Annotated in this window: 12 protein-coding genes; 4 read left to right on the forward strand and 8 right to left on the reverse strand. The window is 55.4% G+C overall.

All coding sequences use genetic code 11. From position 1 onward, the window contains the following. Complete coding sequence (locus M3223_RS12090) at window positions 1-624, forward strand: FMN-dependent NADH-azoreductase (RefSeq protein WP_251561697.1); 624 nt, start codon at window positions 1-3, stop codon at window positions 622-624. 113 nt (window positions 625-737) lie between these two features. Here the strand turns inward: M3223_RS12090 and M3223_RS12095 are convergent, their stop codons facing one another. From M3223_RS12095 to M3223_RS12115, 5 genes are all read right to left on the reverse strand, one after another. After that, window positions 738-1,961 carry a glycerate kinase family protein gene (locus M3223_RS12095; protein ID WP_285891250.1) on the reverse strand — a complete coding sequence of 408 codons (1,224 nt, stop codon included), beginning with the start codon at window positions 1,959-1,961 and terminating at the stop codon, window positions 738-740. Window positions 1,962-2,103: 142 nt separating this feature from the next. After that, a complete protein-coding gene (locus tag M3223_RS12100; RefSeq protein ID WP_251561700.1) occupies window positions 2,104-8,586 on the reverse strand; it encodes a pullulanase in 6,483 nt (2,160 codons plus the stop codon). 288 nt (window positions 8,587-8,874) lie between these two features. Continuing rightward, window positions 8,875-9,837: a 2,3-diaminopropionate biosynthesis protein SbnB gene (locus M3223_RS12105; protein WP_251561702.1), complete on the reverse strand. Its 963-nt coding sequence runs from the start codon at window positions 9,835-9,837 to the stop codon at window positions 8,875-8,877. Further along, on the reverse strand, window positions 9,834-10,820 hold the full coding sequence (gene sbnA, locus M3223_RS12110) for a 2,3-diaminopropionate biosynthesis protein SbnA (RefSeq protein ID WP_251561703.1): 987 nt from the start codon (window positions 10,818-10,820) through the stop codon (window positions 9,834-9,836). Before sbnA ends, M3223_RS12105 begins: the two co-directional genes overlap by 4 nt. Continuing rightward, the gene (locus M3223_RS12115; RefSeq protein ID WP_251561705.1) at window positions 10,817-12,193 is read right to left on the reverse strand and encodes a CoF synthetase; all 1,377 of its coding nucleotides are present in this window, start codon (window positions 12,191-12,193) and stop codon (window positions 10,817-10,819) included. Before M3223_RS12115 ends, sbnA begins: the two co-directional genes overlap by 4 nt. A gap of 340 nt (window positions 12,194-12,533) precedes the next feature. Here M3223_RS12115 and M3223_RS12120 point away from each other — a divergent pair, with 340 nt between their 5' ends. Next, window positions 12,534-13,328 carry a YheC/YheD family protein gene (locus M3223_RS12120; protein ID WP_251561707.1) on the forward strand — a complete coding sequence of 265 codons (795 nt, stop codon included), beginning with the start codon at window positions 12,534-12,536 and terminating at the stop codon, window positions 13,326-13,328. A 393-nt stretch (window positions 13,329-13,721) separates the two neighbouring features. Beyond that, complete coding sequence (locus tag M3223_RS12125; protein ID WP_251561709.1) at window positions 13,722-14,372, forward strand: carbohydrate-binding family 9-like protein; 651 nt, start codon at window positions 13,722-13,724, stop codon at window positions 14,370-14,372. Window positions 14,373-14,567: 195 nt separating this feature from the next. On the opposite strand, the gene M3223_RS12130 is transcribed toward M3223_RS12125, so the two are convergent. Beyond that, window positions 14,568-16,463, reverse strand: a complete 1,896-nt coding sequence (locus tag M3223_RS12130; protein WP_251561711.1) for a PrkA family serine protein kinase — start codon at window positions 16,461-16,463, stop codon at window positions 14,568-14,570. 237 nt (window positions 16,464-16,700) lie between these two features. Here M3223_RS12130 and M3223_RS12135 point away from each other — a divergent pair, with 237 nt between their 5' ends. Then, complete coding sequence (locus M3223_RS12135) at window positions 16,701-17,432, forward strand: DUF2161 family putative PD-(D/E)XK-type phosphodiesterase (RefSeq protein ID WP_251561713.1); 732 nt, start codon at window positions 16,701-16,703, stop codon at window positions 17,430-17,432. Between the two features lie 73 nt (window positions 17,433-17,505). Here M3223_RS12135 and M3223_RS12140 read toward each other — a convergent pair whose 3' ends face one another. Next, entirely contained in the window at window positions 17,506-17,772 is a 267-nt protein-coding gene (locus tag M3223_RS12140) for a hypothetical protein (protein WP_251561715.1), read from the reverse strand. A 279-nt stretch (window positions 17,773-18,051) separates the two neighbouring features. Then, window positions 18,052-19,386: an ABC transporter substrate-binding protein gene (locus M3223_RS12145; protein WP_251561717.1), complete on the reverse strand. Its 1,335-nt coding sequence runs from the start codon at window positions 19,384-19,386 to the stop codon at window positions 18,052-18,054. Between the last annotated feature and the right edge of the window lie 285 nt (window positions 19,387-19,671).

Consider the following 19,671-nt stretch of genomic DNA (forward strand, 5'->3'; position numbering starts at 1 on the left):
ATGGCTACTATTCTTTTCGTAAAAGCAAACGACCGTCCGGCAGAACAAGCAATCAGTGTACAAATGTACAACACGTTCTTGGACGCTTATAAAAGCTCCCACCCGCAAGACACGGTAATCGAGCTTGATCTGTACAAGGAAGTTCTTCCTTTCTACGGCAACACGGCGATTACGGGCATGTATAAATCGAGCCAAGGCTTCGAACTGACTAGCGAAGAGCAAGAAGCTGTTGCCCTCGTTAATAAATATGTCGGCCAATTCCTGGACGCTGACAAAGTGGTATTTGCATTCCCGCTTTGGAACTTCACCGCTCCAGCACCGCTGATCAACTACGTTGGTTACATTGCTCAAGCAGGCAAAACGTTCCGCTACACGGCTGAAGGTCCTGTTGGTCTGGCCGCAGGCAAAAAAGCGGTTCTCCTGAACGCACGCGGCGGCGTTTATTCCGAAGGCCCAATGGCTCAAGTTGAAGCTTCCGTTCGCCCAATCAAAGGCGCTCTCGGCCTGTTCGGCGTAGACGTTCAAGAGCTCGTTATCGAAGGCCACAACCAACTCCAAGACCGTGCCCAAGACATTCTGCGCGACGGTCTGGACAAAGTTAAAACTTTCGCAGAACAATTCTAAGCTTCTGCTTCCTATAAAAAAGCCCGCTGGTCCACGCGACCGGCGGGCTTTCTGCATAGTTTTCTTCACGGAGACGGATATTAAGCACAACTATGCCATCACTTTGGCTGCAATCAGGCATTTTTGATTCCAAGCTTAAACAGGCGGCCAATGTTTTCGCAGGTCCGCTCAACGTTCTGCGGTCCTTCTGCAAGCAGCTGATCTAGAGGCGCGGCCGCGGGCGTTATGCCTAAAATAACGTCAAAGCCAAAATCAAATAGCTGCTCCGCTCCCTCACCGACTTTGCCTGCCACGGCGATAACAGGAACGCCTAGCTCCTTTGCCGCTAAAGCTACTCCGTAGGGCGTTTTGCCAAACAGCGTTTGACCGTCGATGCAGCCCTCACCTGTAAAACAATAATCGGCCGAAGCCAGCTTGCCGCGCAGTCCGGAGTAGTCGATGACAATCTCGATGCCCCGCCGCAAAACGGCATTGGTGAACAAGAGCAGCCCCGCACCAAGTCCGCCTGCCGCGCCTGCACCGGGAATATTCCGCACATCTTTGCCTAGCTGGCGCTTCGCGACATCGGCATAATGGGAAAGTGCGGCGTCCAACCGCTCCGTCATATCCGGCGTTGCTCCTTTTTGCGGACCAAACACCATCGAGGCTCCATTCGAGCCGCATAACGGATTCGTTACATCGCAAGCGACGATAAGCTCGGCCTCGGCAAGACGTGCATCCAAATCGGACACATCGATAGCCGCAAGGCGACTCAAACTGCCTCCGCCTCTGGGCAGCTCATTTCCGTCTGCATCCAGAAACCTGGCTCCAAGCGCCTCCGCCATCCCGGCTCCTCCATCGTTGGTTGCGCTGCCGCCAATGCCGATGATAATCCGGCGGATTCCCCGATCCAGACATTCCTTAATTAGCTCGCCGGTTCCATAGGTCGTTGCAGCCAACGGATTGCGGGTTGCCTCTGTAACGAGCTGGATGCCGCTCGCCTCCGCCATTTCCAGAACCGCCGTATTCCCATCGCCTAAAATGCCGAATGCCGCTTTTACCGTTTCACCCATCGGACCGGTTACTTCCCTTTGATACAAGCTGCCTCCTGTTGCATCAACGAGCGACTGGACCGTGCCTTCTCCGCCGTCAGCCATAGGCACATGAATAAAGTCCGCAAGCGGAAAAACCCGCCGCAGCCCCCGCTCCATCGCGTAGCAAACCTGCTTGGCGCTCATACTTCCTTTGAAGGAGTCGGGCGCAAGCGCAAAAACGGGATGTTTGGGCTGTTCCTGCTGTTCCTGTTGTTCCGAGTGCTCCTGCCCTTCCGAATGCTCCCGTTCTTTCCGATGCGGCATCTGCTCCCCCCTCCCTAATCCGGCTTTGCTATCTGAATTCTATTATAGCTCCATTAACCGGCTGTAGATTTGTTTACCTGTCAAAAAAAGCCTCGCCCGCCCGGAAATCCGGACAGGCGAAGCTTCAAATGCTAGATACAGATTACGATTCCAGCTTGCTCATCATATTAAAGACGGCTTGTGCGCTTTCCGCGCGGTTTGTTACTCCTTCAGGGAGGAATTTGCCGTCGGAGTAACCTTTCATGATGCCGAGTGCCAGCGCTTCCCGCACACCATTAACTGCCCATGCGGATACGTCTTTCATATCCTTCGGAGACGATTTTACGCCCGATTCGGTTACGGCAGCGTCTGTTTGAGCATCGTATGCACGCATGAGCATAAGCGCCATTTCCTCGCGGCTGATCGGCGCGTCCGGCTGGAAGCTGTCCGCGCTTTTGCCGGAAACGAGGCCGTGCTGCTGTGCCGCCGCTACTGCGGAAGCGTACCATGCCTGCGACGGAACATCCTTGAAGCCTGCCGCTGCTGTGCCGGAAGCCTCCAGCTTCAGCGCGCGAACGAGCATCGCGGTAAACTCGGCGCGGGTCACCGGTTTGCCCGGGGTGAACAGCTCAGCGCTCGTGCCGTTCACAATTCCTTTGGCCGCAAGCTGCTTAACGGCAGCTTCCGCCCAGTGACCGGTCAGGTCACGGAACGATTTGTCCAGCTCCAGCACCGCATATTTGCTGAAATGGCTCAGCTTGGCGGTCATAACACCGTTCGCCAGCCTGCCTCCAACATAGTGGATGCCGCTTTCCGAAATGAAGTAAATGCCAGCGAGCTTGCCGTTCATGCCGTTAGCCACCGGCAAGGAAAGAGTTACTGGCGCTGCGAAACGGTCCAGCTTGTACGTTTTGCCGCCAGAGCCAACTGCCGCAAGCTCCAGCTCCAGCATGCCGCTGCCAAGCTTCAGCTTCGCCTTTTGCTCCTCGCCTGCTTGAGCCACTAGCGCAGCTGCTGTTTGTGCATCCACTTCGGCAACTTTGAAGGAAATAAATGCGCCTGCAGCGTCGCCTGCCGGAACAAGCTCCTGCAGAGATTTCAGCAGCGCTGCCGGAAGCTGCACCGTCGTTCCTTCACGCTTCAACTCCAACGGTTTGCCGTCAAGCAGACCGGAGGCGTTCAGCGGAAGCTGGACTTCGCTCACGTCTGCGCCAAGCGTGATGGAAACTGTGTCCCCGGCTGCGCGGAGCATGTCTTCCGTAACCACTTTGACGCTGCCCGGCTGCGGGTCGGCTCCGCCGGTGCCCGGCGTGGTTCCGCCATTGCTGCTGCCAGGATCGCCGCCGTTTCCATTGCCAGGATCCGGATTGCCGCCGTTACCGTTTCCTGGGTCGGGGTTGCCGCCATTGCCTGGATCAGGGTTGTTCCCGTTGCCGCCATCCGGCGTCACAGCCGCAAAAATCGCCGTTCCGCCGTCGGCCATAGCCGGAAGCGTGAACGTTATTTGGCCATCCGCCGAAACGGTCAGCGTCTGCCCGCTGTACAGCTCTTTCACAGAGCTTCCCGCTGCAAAAGGCACCTTAAGCGTCACTTCCTGCGCGGAAGCTTTTACTCCCAGCGCCGTTACAACCTGCTGCTCGCCGTATTTGTTGCTGAAGGCCATGTAGCCTTTTTCATCCGAAGCTTCAATTGTCGTACGTTCGCCCTTGGAATAAACTTTGGAATAGTCGGCGCGAATTGCAAGCAGCTTCCGGTAATGCTGGAGCAGCTTGCCTTCCTCGTCCAGCTTGTCCCACGGCATGTCGCTGCGGTTTTCGCTGAGCTCGCCTTTGCCCATATCCTTGGCGTTTTTGCCGGAGCGTCCCAGCTCCTCGCCGTAATAGATGACCGGCTGGCCCTTCGCCGTAATTTGCAGCGCTGCCGCCGCCATCAGCTTGGCCTTGTCGCCGCCGATGAAGTCGCTCAAGAAGCCGTCCTCGTCATGGCTGCTCAGGAACTGCCCCATGGTCCGCGTGTTGTCCAGCTTCGCTGCACGCTCCGCGAGGTAAACGTCAACCGCCTCAACGCCGCCCTCTACAAACTGCTTGGCACGGTCGTTAAAGCTAAAGTCGAGCAGGCTGTCCATCTGGCCGCTTTGCAGCGCGCCTCCGTCGCTGTCGGCGGTTGCTCCGTAATATTCGCCGATCAGCTTGAAGTCAGGATCGATTGCGGTCAGGTCGTTTTTGAACGCCTTCCAAGTCGTCTCTTCCACATGTTTCACCGTATCAACGCGGAAGAAGTCAATTGTATCGCCGCGCTCCGTTTTGGCGCGTTTCAGCCATTCCGTCTGCCAGTCGATAACCTGCTTCCGCACCGCCGGGTCCTCGGTAATGAAATCCGGAAGTCCCGCCAGCTCGCCCTTGATCGCGTCCGTATCGGCAGATAGGCCGTCGGTGCGCAGCATTTCCGCAAATCGCGCTTTGTCTTCTTCCGTCACGCCCGGAGCGTTGTCGCCAGGCTTCACGCCGTATCCGGCATGGTTGAGCACAACGTCGACCATGATTTTGATGCCGCGGTCATGCGCCTTGTCGATTAGCTCCTTAAACGTATCCAGATCGCCGAGATGCTCGTCGAGCTTGGAGAAGTCTTTAGCCCAATAGCCATGGTAGCCGTACTGCTTGCCGTTAAAATCAGTCCCCTTATTGAAGTCGATGTTATCAACAATCGGGGTAATCCAAAGCGTGTTGACGCCAAGCTGTTCGATGTAATCGAGCTTGTCGATCAGCCCCTGGAAGTCGCCGCCGTGATACGCCTCCAGATGCGACTTGTCAACATTCTCGTTGTTGGACGCATCGCCGTCCATGAACCGGTCCGTCAGGACAAAGTAGATGCGGGACTCGTCAAAATCAAAGTCGAGCTTGCCGCCTGCCGCTCTCCTCGCCTTAACGGTTACGCCGGCCTCCCCCTTGTGCCGGTTGCCGTATTGGTCAACGAGCGTGAGCGGGATTTTTTTCTCGCCGGCCGTTACCGTATCCTTCACGGCAATGGTCTGCTCCAGCAGCGCCGTGTCCAGCTTCACCTTCGCCGGGCCGCCGAGCGCGGTCAGATCCATGTAACCTTCCTTGAAAGCAACCTCTTCGCTGGAAGCAACGTTCAGCTTCACGAGCGCGTTCTCTCCGGAGGTGATCGCCGACGGAGCGACAGAAGCCGAAATCGTTACGTTCGGTTTGATATAGGAAACGGCCGATTTGCCGTCTTCCGTATTTTTCGGATCGGATACAACGGTTGTTGCTCCTCCTTGAGTCACGGCAAACGTATAGTCATAGGTTCCCGGTGCAATATCCTCCAACGTATAACGGAACAGCTCTAGCTCCGGCATGTAGGCCATTGGGTACTGCTTGCCGCCGATTTGCAGCTGCACGCTCTCAAGCAGATTCTGTTTCCCTTCCCGGAACAGCTTGTCATCGCGGTAGGTGAAGGTGATGGCTCCGTCATTCAGCGCCGGACCCGTCAGGGTTGGCTTGATGTCCAGCTCGCGCACCATGCTGGTTACGTTAACCTTTGTAAAAGCTTCGCCCGGCGTGAGCGGAATGATCCGGTCATCCCCAATATCCTGCTTCGCCGTATTCCAGTCCGTGCCTTTGCGAAGTACAAAGCCTACACTGGTGGCCTGTGGAGCAACCTCGATCAGGACTTGAGCAATGCCATTTTCCACCTTGTCAAAATCAATCTGGTCGTTCTTTACGCCCGTGTTCCACACCCACAGATTCCAGTCCTTATAGTCCTTATCCGGACGGATGTAGTTGAATTGGACGTAGCGTTTATCCGTTTCCGGCTCTTCCTGCGCTTCGGTGCGGATGATGACCGCCGTCAGCGGACTAAGCTCGATGGAGCCCGCATCCAGCTTGAAGCCGCTCGGAGCGGCAACGCCTGCAATGCCTGCTTCGTCGCTGTCGGCGACGACCAGTCCGCCGCTTAAATCCTCGGACAGCGTCAGCTTCCGGGCTTTGCTGTCAGCGTTAATGAACACGTAATATGCGCCAGTGCCGTCAGTCGATTGCGTTTTGTACGCGATGACGAGGTCCTGCGCCTGCACCTCCGGAATGCTTAACAGCTTCACATTGCGGTTGACGAGACTTTGATCGCCAAGCCGGAACGCATTGCTGGACTGGCGCAGCTCAATCAGCCCTTGCGTATAATCCCGTGTCATCGCATTTTCTGGATAGGCTGCAGCATCCGTTGCCTTTTGCCAATCGAACCGGTTGATCGCGTCCGAGGAGTCATAGGAATTGTGAACGAAATATCCAAACGTTTTATCATCCGCGTCCTTGAATTCGTGGGCCTCGCCCTCCGGCTGCCCTGCGGCAAGCCACTGCTTCGTACGGCCGTATTCCTGTCCCGCATGCAGGAACGCCGTGCCCTGGGAGGTCAGCGTCATCAGATTGCCGAGGCGCAGCCGCTGATGAATCTCCTTGTTGTTCGCCTCAACGGCCGGGTCCTTTTTGGTCGCCTGAGCGATAATATCATACAGCGTCAGGTTGTCATGCGCTTCGGTATACTGCACCATGTCGCCGGGATCGTCTTCATTTGTATTGCCCGGCTGCGCTTTAATGTTATTGAAAATCGTATTGATATCGCGCGCTCCGCCCGTAATGAACCTTGGCTCGCCTTCGCTGCCGAAGCCGGATTTCAGCTCGTTGCGGAACTCGTCGGAGAAAACGCCGACATCGTTTGTTTTGTCCATCCAATCCTGATCGGCGCCTTTGCCGGCCAGAGACGGGTCAGCTTGGGCTCCCTTGAACGTGCGCCAGCCCTCGCCGATGAACAGCGCCTGCGGGTTGAGCGCCTTAGCTGCATCGTAGGCGTTTTGCACGGAATCGTAGGTGGCGTCGCCCATCATATCAAAGCGCATGCCGTCAATTTTGTACTCGTCAAACCAGTATTTCACGGAATCTACCATCAGCTTCTCGGCCATCTTGCGGTTCGTCGCCAGATTGTTGCCGAAATCGCCGAGGAAAGCGCCGCTCGCATTTTGGAAGGCGTAGTAGTTCGGCACGATATCCTGAAGGAAATCGGCCTTCGCCATATGCGTGTACACGACGTCGAGAATGACGCCCATGCCCTCGTCATGGATCGCGTCGATCATCGCCTTCAATTCCTTGACGCGCAGCTCAGGATCTTTGGGATTAGCGGAGTAGGCTCCGTCCGGCGCAAAATAGCTGTGCGGATCGTAACCCCAGTTGTATTCGTTGTTTTTGGCCGAATAATTCGTTTCGCGGTTGCCCGCCGCCGCCTCGTCGCCGTAGTACCAGGCCATAACCGGAAGCAGCTGCACATGAGTTACGCCAAGCGATTTAATGTAATCCAGCTTCTGCTTAAAGGCGTCGAACGAGCCCCAGCGGGCGCCGTTCAGGCTGTTTTCGATAGAGGAGTCGGAGGTGAAGTCACGCACATGAATTTCCCAAATGACGGCGTCTTCCCGTTTCTCGTATCCTTGAACGTCCGCAAAACCAAACCCTTCCGGGTCTGTCCCGCTCAGATCTACAATCGCCGCTTTGCCGACGGTATCTCCGTCCGGTCCGGCTTCGCCCTTCGTATTCACGCGGAATTCCGCCATCGATTTGGCGTAAGGGTCGAGCACTGTTTTGGTCACGCCGTTATTCGTCACTTCATACTGGTAAAAATAGTTTTTAAAATCCGCGACGCCAAAATCGCCCGGCTTCAGCTCGGCGGACCAGACGCCGCGCTCGCCCTTGTCCAGCGCTTTCCCGCCGATAGGCAGCGATGCGTCTGTTTTGTCGTAAACGGTAACGGTTACGCTGGAGGCCAGCGGCGCCCACAGCTTCAGCACCGCTCCGCCGTCCGCATAAGTCGCTCCCAGATCGCCGCCGTTGTACGCATAGAGCTCGTCCATTTTGCTTCCCGCGACAAAAGCAACGGCTTTTTTACCGTCATAATGGACGGTCAACGGCGCCTGATCCATCGTAAAGCTGCCGTATGCATCAGCCGTTTTATCGCTCACAATCTCCACCCGGTCAACAGCTGCCGCCGCGCCGGATTTGTCGGTGATTTGCAGCTCAGTTTTCAGGCTGTCCGCTTCCAAATCGCCCGTCATCGTGAAATTGAGCCGCAGCTTGCCTGCATCCAGAACCTCTGCGAATACGAGCTCGGCTTTTGGCTCCGCAGGCTCATCTGTATACACGGTGTCGGAGCTCTGCAGCAGCCAAACCTCCTTCATGCCGTTGAGCGCAAACTTTTTGTCGCCGCCGTCCTTCTCGCCGTTGCTCGGCCGCATCGTAATGAGGCCAACTTTGCTTGCGCCGTCCTTGAGCGGAATGTCGATGTAGGCTCCAAAGCTGTCCGTCTGGCCTTCCGGGAACGGAGTAGCGCTGGAAGGCCAGTTCGTCGAGGGACTTGCCACATCGTCGAACGTCCATAATCCCCAATCCTTATAAATGCCGTCTGAGCGTTTGTAATGCACACGCAGATGGTTATCCGGAATAGCCGGAGCCGTATTCTGCGGCGCGACCGCCGGATTGGCCGGCGGCTCCGCCCCGGATGCGGCGTTAACCTGCGCGGGAGCAGGCGCAAACATAGACATAAGCATAGACATGACAACGATAACCGCCGCCAATCTTCTGCCGTTCCTTACCCTGAATGATTTCAACAAGAACCCCTCCCCATTGCTGTTTAAATCTGTTTTTCTGAAGGTAAAACATGAAATTAACTCTTGCCTTTATTGTTTGGCAAACGTTTGCATAAAACGTCAAAAAAAGAAGGTCCCGTCTTAAAGAGGCATCACGAACAAACCTGCTTATTAATTAACCGACTATAAAGCGCTTTCAGGAAAACGTTTGCATTACATATTCTAGTGGAGCAGCGGAACATCGTCAAGCAAAATTATCCTTTCGGTCAGAAGGACCCGCTTCCCTGTAGGAAGCGGGTCGGACTGGCGTTACTCTAGTCCTATTCCTAAGCCGCGCCGGGACGCCAGCCGATAATAGTGTCCTGCGATTGCAATATCAAATATGCCCAGACCCATCGGATTAAAAAACACCGTTTCCCCCGGGAACTCCGCCAATCCGTCCCGGCAGACCAGATCGCCGACGTTGCGCGTGCCTTCGGCATTCAAGCCGCAGCGCAGATGCAGCTGCTCGATGTCGGTATTTTCACGGCATATCTCCTGCCAATCGTCCACAAAAATTGCCCGCACATCCGCCACGCTCTCAGGCTCAAAATCCCGCAGCGAGACGTTGAGCAGCAGCGATCCTTCAGGCGGCGCTTCGTCGATGTAGCGGCTTTCGCTCACGGTGCAGGTTGCAATAACGTTTGATCTCCGGTAAAGCTCGCGCCAGCTGGCAGCGGCTTCGGTGCGGGAGCGAAGCGGCTCCGGCACGCTAGAGAGATCGACGCCTTGCAGGTCGTACAGGCTGATGCCGGCCAAACGGCTGCCGAGCAGCTCTGCGGCCATTTCGAGATGAAGCCGCCCAATCGGCCCCCAGCCGATGATGCCGAGCCGAATATCCACATCGGGCCGTGCTTTTGCATAGGCGCGCAGCATAAGACCGCTCACCGCCGCCGCGCGCAGCCCGTTCAGCAGGTTGCAGCGGAGCACGGCTAGCGGCTGTCCGGTCGCTGCATCATTGAGCGCAATAAGATTGCTAGCGCGCGGCAGCCCATGACGGATATTATCCGGAAAACCCGCGATCCATTTGATGCCGGCAAGCGCGGATTCGCCTCCCAAATAGGCGGGAGTGGCGATAATCCGGTTTTTCGTGCCGGGGAAGCGCAGATAGGATTTCAAGGGACTGGCGGAATCGCCCGCCTCCCTTGTGCGGACGGCATTTTCAACGAGATTCGTCAGTTTGTGCCAGTCCACGCCAAGCTCCTGGATATGGTCGTCGTTCAAAAAAATCATGAGTGCACGCTCCCGTCTTGTTTCGCCGCCGCTGGACCGAGCTCCCGCATCACCCATTCGTCGTCGAAAATGGTGCTTAAATACCGCTCGCCCCGGTCCGGCAAAATGACGGCGCATACCGAGCCTGCCGGCAAGCTTGGACTTAGCCTGCGGACTGCCGCCACAACGCCGCCGGAGGACGCTCCCGCCAAAATGGCCTCCCGGCGGATCAGCCCCCGGCAGCCCCATACGCATTCCGCGTCGGATACATGCACGACCTCATCCGCAAGCGTCGCATCGTGAAGCCCCGGCTCAATAGCCGCCCCAAGTCCGGGCAGTCTGCGCGGTCCTCGTTTGCCGCCAAACAAGATGCTGCCCTGCGCATCTACGGCGACCACTTTAGTCGGAAGGCCGCGACTGCGGATATAGTCCGAGCAGCCGCGGATTGTGCCGCAGGAGCTGACGCCGCAAAACAGATAATCCACCTGTCCGAGCTGCTCGGATATTTCGCGCATCGTCGTCAGGCTATGCGCCCCGGCGTTGTCTGGATTGCCGTATTGATTGGTCCAATAAGCATGCGGAATAGCCTGAACGAGCTCTTGCACCCTGGCGATTCGCGCCGGGAGAAATTCGCCGGTTGCCGGATCGGGCTGCGACACAAGATCGATTTCCCCGCCATAGCTGCGAATGATGGATTTATGCGACTCCGTTGTGCGCGGATCAACGACGCATATAAACCGCAGCCCTAGATAACGGCAAAGCTGCGCCAGGCTGATCGCCAAATTGCCGGAGCTGGATTCAATGACGGTGCTGTCCTCCGTCACTTCTCCGCGCCGGATCGCTTCCCGCAGCATATGCAGGGCGGGCCGGTCCTTGGCGCTTCCGCCGGGATTCATTCCTTCCAGCTTGGCATGGACCTCGAAGCGTTCCCCGCTAAACAGCCGCTTCAGCCTGATCAGCGGCGTCCGGCCGATAGCGGACGCGATTCCTTCCTCCAGATTCAAGCGCCGTCCCCCCTCTGCTCGTAATAAATCTTTTTCTGCTTCATCACGCTGCCAGGCGCCGACTTGCTGAAGGAGTCCGGCACGACTTCAATTCCGTTTAAAATGCCGCTGCGGATCATTCCGCCAATATCGGGATTCCGATGCTCGATATCGTCTCGAATTTGGGCCAGCGTTTTGTCAGTGGCAGAGCCGCTGTCAACGAGAACACGAAGCGCGTTGCCTGCGACATGAATCCGAATAACGGCATCCGGCAGATGGCGGCTTACCGCATCCTCGATGTCGTAAATGCTTATTTTTTCACCGTGTTTAAGGTCCGGTCCGATGCGCTTGACGATGCTAGCAAACGTTTGGCGGGGCCGTCCGTTTAAATGTTGAGTTTGCAAATCGCGTATCACGTCATAGGTGACGTAACGAAGAGCGGGGAAGCTGTCACGGATGGCCGATGTGAGCACCAATACAGCCTCTCCTTCCGGCAGCGGCTCAAAGCCCTCGCCTAGCGCTTCCGCAGGCACTCCTTCGGCAAACAGGCCGTCCGCCAGCACATAACGGTTCAGCTCCGGGTTGTAATGCGCCAGCGTTCCGATCTCGATTGAGCCAAATGTATCGGCGATATGCCGCTCAGGGATGCCCAGCCGCTCCGCAACCCGGCGGCGCCAGCCCGGCGAAGCTATTTCCCCGACCAGCACGACATGGCAGATGCCCAGCGCCTCCGGCTGCTCGGCCGCAGCCAAAATCCGGTCCAAAATGGACGGCATCGTATACAGCACCTCGGGCCTTTTTCGCTCCAGCAGTTCAATATGGTCCCGGATTGGCAGCTGGTACGGCAGCGTTTCAACGCTCATCCCAAGGCTGCGAAATACCGCCGCCGCCGTAGCCTCCGCGTGACCGGTGCCCATATCGGAAACAGCCGTGCGGTATCCGTATGGCTCCAAAATAGAACGGAATACGTCCAGCTTAACGCGCAAATAGTGCTCCTCATCCCGCTCCGAGTAAAAGATCGCTTTGCGCCGCCCGGAGCTCGTTCCAGAGGTTCGGTAACAATTCATGTCCGGCTGCTCTGCCAGCGGATTGTCTTGAGTGTAATAATGCGTTTCGAGAACAGAAGCGGTGACGAGCGGCAGCTGCTCCCAGAGCGGATCGGCGGAGAAGCCTGGCTGAAGAGTTGGGGGGAGCTCAGGCTGCGATTCCGCTGGAAGTTCGGACTGCGGTGTTGCGGGGCCTAACAGCGAGGCCGCTGCTAGCCCGGACGGCGGATCCGCCGGAGGCTCAGGGTCCATTTTTAGCATAATCGCTTGCTGATCTATCCGATTGCCAAGCCACGGGAAACGTTCGGTCAAATGGCAAACGAGCTGTTTCCAATTTTCAGGAGGCATAGCGCCCTCCCCTTTCTTTTACGGCCTTATTTCGTTTCATAAATGGATTGAATATGAATGCCTTTAAGCCGACGCCTTGGCAAGCGTTGCTCGATGCTTGTTTTGCATATATAGGCATGTTTAAACGGAAGCTGCGGCCTCTCATGCAGTAGCCTATGCCTACGTATATAAAGCCGTTCCAGTAAATGCGTGCTAACAGCGGCTGGACATTTTAGTTAAAAGGGTGACGAAATACCTTTCATGAAGCGATCGCGGCATCTCTAGGCCAACATCCATTGCTGAGCGGGATACCGGCACATAGACTATCGAATCCAGTCCGCACATGAAGGAGAGTTGAGTCATGTCCGCTAATTACCAAGGAAAACGGGGCATAGCCAGTAAAATGACGAAGACGGAGCTTCTGCTGCGCAGCGAGGAATTGACTAAACATATTCCGACTACGCATTGGCTCGGTTTAAAAGAACTGACGACCCTGATGGATCGCCACCGCATGGTATACGTAAAGCCCGACCGGGGCAGCAAAGGGATCGGCGTTATGAGAGTAAAAAAGACATCGAACGGCTACGAGCTGAGGGGCGGCACCCGCACGTTTAAATTTTCCTCGCTGGCTGGGCTGTTCCGCTCCCTGCAAGTCCGAATCGGAGATACGCCTTACCTCGTTCAAAAAGGCATCCATGCGCTGAAGCAAGAAGGAAGACCCTATGATTTTCGCGTCATGATTCAGCGCAATTCAAATCGAAAATGGGAGTGCACCGGCACAGCCGCGCGTGTCGCCCATCCCGATAAAATCGTTTCAAACGGCAGCCAGGGGGGCACGATTTATTCGCCAGCCCGATTGCTGGTGCCCGTCTGCGGGGAGGCCGAATTTAAGCAGCTTCAGGAAAAAATGAATCGGCTGGCGCTGCTGACGGCAGCGGAGCTGAGCAAAAAATATCCCCAGCTGAACGAGCTCGGGCTTGATCTCGCCGTCGACAAAAAGCTAAAGCCGTGGATTCTTGAGGTAAATACACGCCCGGATCCGTGCCCGTTCACCAAGCTGGATGATCCAACGATTATTCGCCGGATCGTCCAATATGCCAAAGGCTACGGACGCCACTACACGCTCAATTGCAACAAAGCAAAAAAAGCTCCCTGAAAGGGAGCTGCAGGCAAAACATACGGGCGTTTGACGACCTTATTTCCGGGCTTTCCGCCGGTTCGGCGGCCCTTAAGGGCGTTTGACGACCTTATTTCCGGGCTTTCCGCCGGTTCGGCGGTCCTTAAGGGCGTCTGACGACCTTATTACAGGGCTTTCCTCCGGTTCGGCGGCCCTTAAGGGCGTTTGACGACCTTATTACCGGGCTTTCCGCCGATTCGGCGGCCCTTTAAGGACGTTTGACGACCTTATTTCCGGGCTTTCCGCCGGTTCGGCGGTCCTTAATGGCGTTTGACGACCTTATTACCGCCCTAACACCGCCCTTTTCATCTAGCAGAGCCCTAAGCAGGCATGGTACTCTGATGGAAGAGTAAAAGGAGGGACATGCCTTTCGTGACGACCACCAGCTATTTTATCCGCAAAATGAATACCGGCGGCCCCGAGGCCGCTTTCTCCAATGAGCCCGAAACGCCGCCCGCCGCCGTTTCCCACTTCCTATGGATGGATAACGGCTACCGTCCCCGTACGGAGGCGGTTCTTTCGTACACAGACTATGAGCTGACCGTATCGTTCCGTGTCTACGAATCCGATCCGCTCATCCGCTTCAAGGACGCCAACGAGCCTGTTTACAAGGACAGCTGTGTGGAGCTATTCCTCCAGCCGTCGCCGGAAACGGATGCGCGTTACTTGAATTTGGAGCTTAACGCCGCCGGAACCAGACTGCTCGGCATCGGAACGAACCGAGACGACCGCAGGCTGCTCCAGCCGGACGAGCATCCCTCGCTCCGCATTGAAGCCGCTGCGGGACTACGCGATGCCGCAACCGGCGAGACGTACTGGTGCATACAAGCGAAGCTGCCGTTTGATTGGATCACAGAGCTGTTTCCTGACTTCAAGCCGATATCTGGCGCCGTCATGCGCGGTAATTTGTACAAATGCGGCGACGAAACCGAGCTTCCCCACTACGGCTGCTGGTCGGAGATAAAATCCAGCAATCCGAACTTCCACTGTTCGGAATGGTTCGGCGAGCTGGTGCTCGGCTAAACCTGCATTTCCATTTTCGGCTTGGAATCTGCTTGATTCTCAAGGCTAAACCCTGCCGAGCTTTCGGCAAGGTTTCGTCATACTGGACGGAGGGCAAAAACCTTTGCCTTCCATACCAAAAAGCAGAGGATGTTAAGCCCGGAGCGGGCCTAACATCCTCTGCTGATTTAGAACGGTAAAGCGATTACCGTACGCTTAGCGGTTCAGCAGGCTTCCGACGTAGCGCAGCAGCTCGTTGGCGCTTGCGGTTGTGTAGCCATGCTCCTCGACGAGCCGTTTGGTCACCTCGTTCATCCGTTTCAGCTGATTTTCGTCCGGCGTTTTGGTGGATGTGGTGATTTTGACGATATCCTTAAGATCGGCAAACAGCTTTTTCTCCACCGCTTCGCGCAGCCGCTCGTGGCTGGTGTAGTCGAACTTGCGGCTTTTGCGCGAGTAGGATGAGATGCGGATCAGAATTTCCTCGCGGAAGGCCTTCTTTGCATTTTCCGAAATTCCGATTTGCTCCTCGATGGAACGCATCAGCCTTTCGTCTGGATCAAGCGCCTCGCCGGTAAGCGGGTCTTTGATTTTCGACCAGTTGCAATAGGCCTCAATGTTGTCGAGATAGTTCTCGAACAGCGTACGCGCCGACTCCTCAAAGGAGTACACAAACGCTTTCTGCACCTCATTTTTCGCCAGCTGATCATACTCCTTGCGCGCCACCGAGATGAAGTTTAAGTAGCGCTCGCGCTCCTCCTTCGTAATGGAAGGATGCTGATCGAGCCCGTCTTTGAGCGCCCGCAGCACGTCAAGCGCATTGATATGATCCATTTCGCCCTTGATCAGAGCGCTGGAAATCCGGTTGATGACATAACGGGGATCGATGCCGGACATTCCCTCTTCCAAAAACTCATGCTGCATCTCCTTGAGGTCTGCGTCTTTGTAGCCCTCGACCTCTTCCCCGTCGTACATGCGCATTTTTTTGACCAGGTCCATGCCTTGCTTTTTGGACTCCTTGAGGCGGGTAAGGATGGAGAAAATGGCCGCCGTGCGCAGCGCGTGTGGCGCAATATGCACATGGCGCAGATCGCTTTGGGCGATCAGCTTGGCGTAAATCTTTTCCTCGTCCGTTACTCGAAGGTTATATGGAATAGGCATGACGATCATCCGCGACTGCAGCGCCTCGTTCTTTTTGTTGGAAATGAACGCTTTGTACTCGGATTCGTTCGTATGGGCCACGATCAATTCGTCAGCGCTGATGAGCGCGAACCTTCCTGCCTTAAACTGTCCCTCCTGCGTCAAAGAAAGCAAATTCCACAGGAACTTCTCGTCGCATTTGAGCATTTCCTGGAATTCCATCAAACCGCGGTTCGCTTTGTTCAGCTCGCCGTCGAAGCGGTAGGCGCGCGGATCGGATTCCGATCCGAATTCCGTAATGGTAGAGAAGTCGATGCTGCCGGTCAGATCGGCGATGTCCTGAGACTTCGGATCGGAAGGGCTGAAGGTGCCAATGCCGACGCGGTTGTCTTCGGAAAGAAAAACACGCTCAACCTGGACGTTCTCAATGTCATCCTCGAATTCCGTCTTGAGCCTCATTTGGCAGGACGGGCAAAGATTTCCCTCGATGCGGACACCTAGCTCCTTCTCCAGATCAGGCCGCAGCTCATGCGGTATTAAATGCAGCGGATCCTCGTGCATCGGGCAGCCCTTGATGGCATACACAGCGCCCTTTTCCGTGCGTGAAAATCGTTCAAGCCCTTTTTTGAGCATCGTCACGATGGTAGATTTGCCTCCGCTGACTGGGCCCATTAACAGCAAAATCCGCTTGCGGACGTCGAGCCTTCGAGCCGCCGAGTGGAAGTATTCCTCCATCAGCTTTTCTACCGCACGGTCGAGCCCGAATATTTCCTGTTCAAAAAACTTATACGTTTTCTGTCCGTTTTTCTCTTTGATGCCGTGCGATTTAATCATCTCGTACACCCGCGAGTGCGCTGTCATCGCCGGTGACGGATCGTTCCGCAGCAATTCGATGTAGTCCTTGAACGTTCCCGACCAGGCGAGCCGCTCGCCCTCCGACTTGTACTCCGCAATCCGCTTGAAAATATCCATGCTGCGCCTCCTCCCATTGCTTCCGCTGACTGTCCCGTTCGCCCAGGCTGTATCTCTGCTTCTCACTCCCGAATAGCAACGTATTCGAAGTATTAAAGCCTATGCGGAGGGGGCCGATAACTTGACCGAAAATTTTGATGATGGACAAGAATTGCCAGCCTCGCCCGTATCTCCTATAATGAACGGAATGAGAACGCCTGTGCCCTGCGGGGCCGGCGCATGGGGAGGTTGGCCGGAATGGCGGTACGCGAGGAGGCGGAGCTGTACAGGCCGGTAAAGGCTTATTTGGAGCAGCAGGGGTATGAGGTCAAAGGCGAGGTGATGAACTGCGATCTCGTCGCAATGCGTCCGGGCGAGAGCGATCTGCTTATCGTTGAATTAAAAAAAACGTTCACCTTGGCGCTGCTGCTTCAAGGGGTGCAGCGGCTGCGGGTGGCGGATCGGGTCATGCTCGTCGTGGAGCGCAACCGGTCCAAAAAAGGCGCCGTCAACCAGCGCTTCGGCGAGCTTTCGGAGCTGTGCCGGATGCTTGGGCTGGGACTGATGACGGTGACGTTTTATAAAACGAAGCCCCCTGCTCTGGAGCTGCTCTGCGAGCCCGGAGACGCTCCGTTGCGCGGACGCCGCCCGTCCCGCGAGCGCCGGCTGCTGCAGGAGTTCCGCGAGCGCAGCGGCGATTACAACATCGGAGGCAGCGGACGGGCTCAGGGCCGGACGCTGATGACCGCGTACCGGGAGCGTGCGCTCCGCTGCGCCTGGGCGCTTCAAGCGCATGGCCCGCTCTCTCCGGCCGGGCTGCGGAAGCTGACCGGTGTGGCGAATCCGGGCGGACTGCTGCGCGACAATTATTACGGCTGGTTCGCCAAGGTGGAGCGAGGCGTCTACCAGCTGCTGCCGCCAGGCGAGACCGCGCTGGCGGAGCATGCCGCCGTCATTGACGGCTGGCGGCTCCGGCAGGAGCAGGAGTAGTCGTACGCAAACGGCAGATAGTTTGAATTCATTGCTGACGTGCTCGGATGGAGTATTTCATGCAAGGGATTAATTACAGTCGTATTGTTCGGGCAACGTCACGAGATAAGTCCACTTTTGGACTTAAATTCATCAATGAGGAGCAATCCTCTTGAGATAAGTCCACTTTTGGACTTATTTCCGCCAATGCGGAGCGATTCTCTTGATTTAAGTCCACTTTTGGACTTATTTCAGCCAATGCGGAGCGATTCTCTTGATTTAAGTCCACTTTTGGACTTATTTCCGCCATTGCGGAGCTATTCTCTCGATTTAAGTCCACTTTTGGGCTTAATTCCGCCAATTAGGAGCAATCCTCTTGAAATAAGTCCACTTTTGGACTTATTTCAGCCAATGCGGAGCGATTCTCTCGAGATAAGTCCACTTTTGGGCTTAATTCCGCCAATGAGGAGCTATTCTCTTGATTTAAGTCCACTTTTGGACTTAATTCCGCCGTTGCGGAGCATTTCATCCGCCAATCAGCAAGTCATAAATCCTTCTCAGTGCAGATGCAATCGGCTGCAACCATTGAATCAAAAAAACGTTCCGGAAGCGTAGCTGCCTCCGGAACGTTCCCAAACTGTTATTTTACAGCCATGCTTTTCCACTTGGCTTCTATGTTTTTGATCAGGCCGGCCTTGTCGACCTTGCCTGCAACATAAGCCTGCATTTCGGCGCCAACCTCTTGCGGAACGCCGTCCGGCATTTGGCTGAAGTACCAGCCGGAAGTTTTGCCCTCCTGGCTGTATTTCATAATGTCAGTAGCAATAGCGCCAAGCACCTTTTCATCCTTCACTTCAATCGATTTCAGCGCAGGAATGAACTTGAACTCTTCTACAATATAACGCTTGCCTGTTTCGGAGGTCGCCAGCCAGTTCAGGAAATCTTTAGCAGCCTCTTTGTTTTTGGAATTTTTGTTGATGACCCAGTTGTTCGGAACGCCGACCATAATGTTGCCGCTCTTCTCGCTGTCATCAATCGGCATCGGCAGTACACCGATGTTCATGTCTTTTGTAATTCCGTCAATCTGCACCTGAGTCCAGTTGCCCTGCTGCATCATCGCCGTTTTACCGCTGGCAAACAGCGTCACCTGCGTGTTGTAATCGGTCGTCAGCGGGTTTTTGTTGCTGTATTTCAGCGTCAGATCAAGCAGCTTAAACCAATTATCGACAACCGCGTTTCCAGACAAGCCGCCTTTTCCTTCGTTCAAGCCTTGAATCAGAGCGGCCGGATCGTCCTGATTCGCCAATGCAACGTTGAAGTTGTGGTTGCCGAGCACCCACCACTCCTGATAGCCGTTGGAGAATGGCGTAATGCCTGCGTCCTGCAATTTTTTCGCCGCCGCTTCCAGCTCACTCAGCGTTTTGGGCAGCTCGGTTATGCCTGCCTTCTCGAACAAATCCTTATTGTAAATAAAGCCGTACCCTTCAATGCCCACCGGCATGCCGTAGATTTTGCCGTCACGCGTAATCGGCTCTTTGGCTGCGTCCAATACGTCGCCAACCCAAGGCTGATCGGACAAATCCTCGACCTTGTCGATCCATGTTGTCAATTCGGAGTTGCCCATATTATTGAAAATATCCGGTTCCTGACCGGAAGCAAACTTCGCTTTTAGACCTGCGCTGTAATCCGCTCCGCCGCCCATTGTTTCGATGTTGAGCGTCACATTGGGATTTTCCTTTTCGTAGTCGGCCTTCAGCCGGGTCATCGCATCCGCAATTTCAACCTTGAATTGAAAGATGTTCAGCGTTACTTTTTCTCCGCCGCCGCCAGCGTTGGAATTAGCCGAGCTGTTCGCCGTGTTGTTCGCGGAACCTGTATCGCCGCTGCTGTTATTTCCGCCGGAAGTGCTGCAGCCAGCTGCTGCCAGACTGAGCGCAATGCCTGCCGACAGAACTGTAACTACCGATTTTTTCATTCGTTTGTCCTCCCTCATGTTTGACCCGCCGCCATGTATGCGCTTTAAAAATAATTTTCTGTTAAGTCATCCCTTAATCCTCGGGAACAACTTTAGTATAGGCTTGCGATGCAAACGCTACCACTGAGGATGTTGAACAAAAAGGTGAAAAATATTGATATGGATTCGAAGAATCAATATTTTCCTCTTCTTCATAAGCACCAACTGGTTCATACGGTTGGACAACCGCCGTTACCTTTATTCTTTTACCTCATAAACTGTTAGTAGAAACCATACTTTTGTTCA

It is taken from the genome of Paenibacillus pasadenensis (assembly GCF_023715725.1).
Lineage (GTDB): Bacteria > Bacillota > Bacilli > Paenibacillales > Paenibacillaceae > Paenibacillus_O > Paenibacillus_O pasadenensis_A.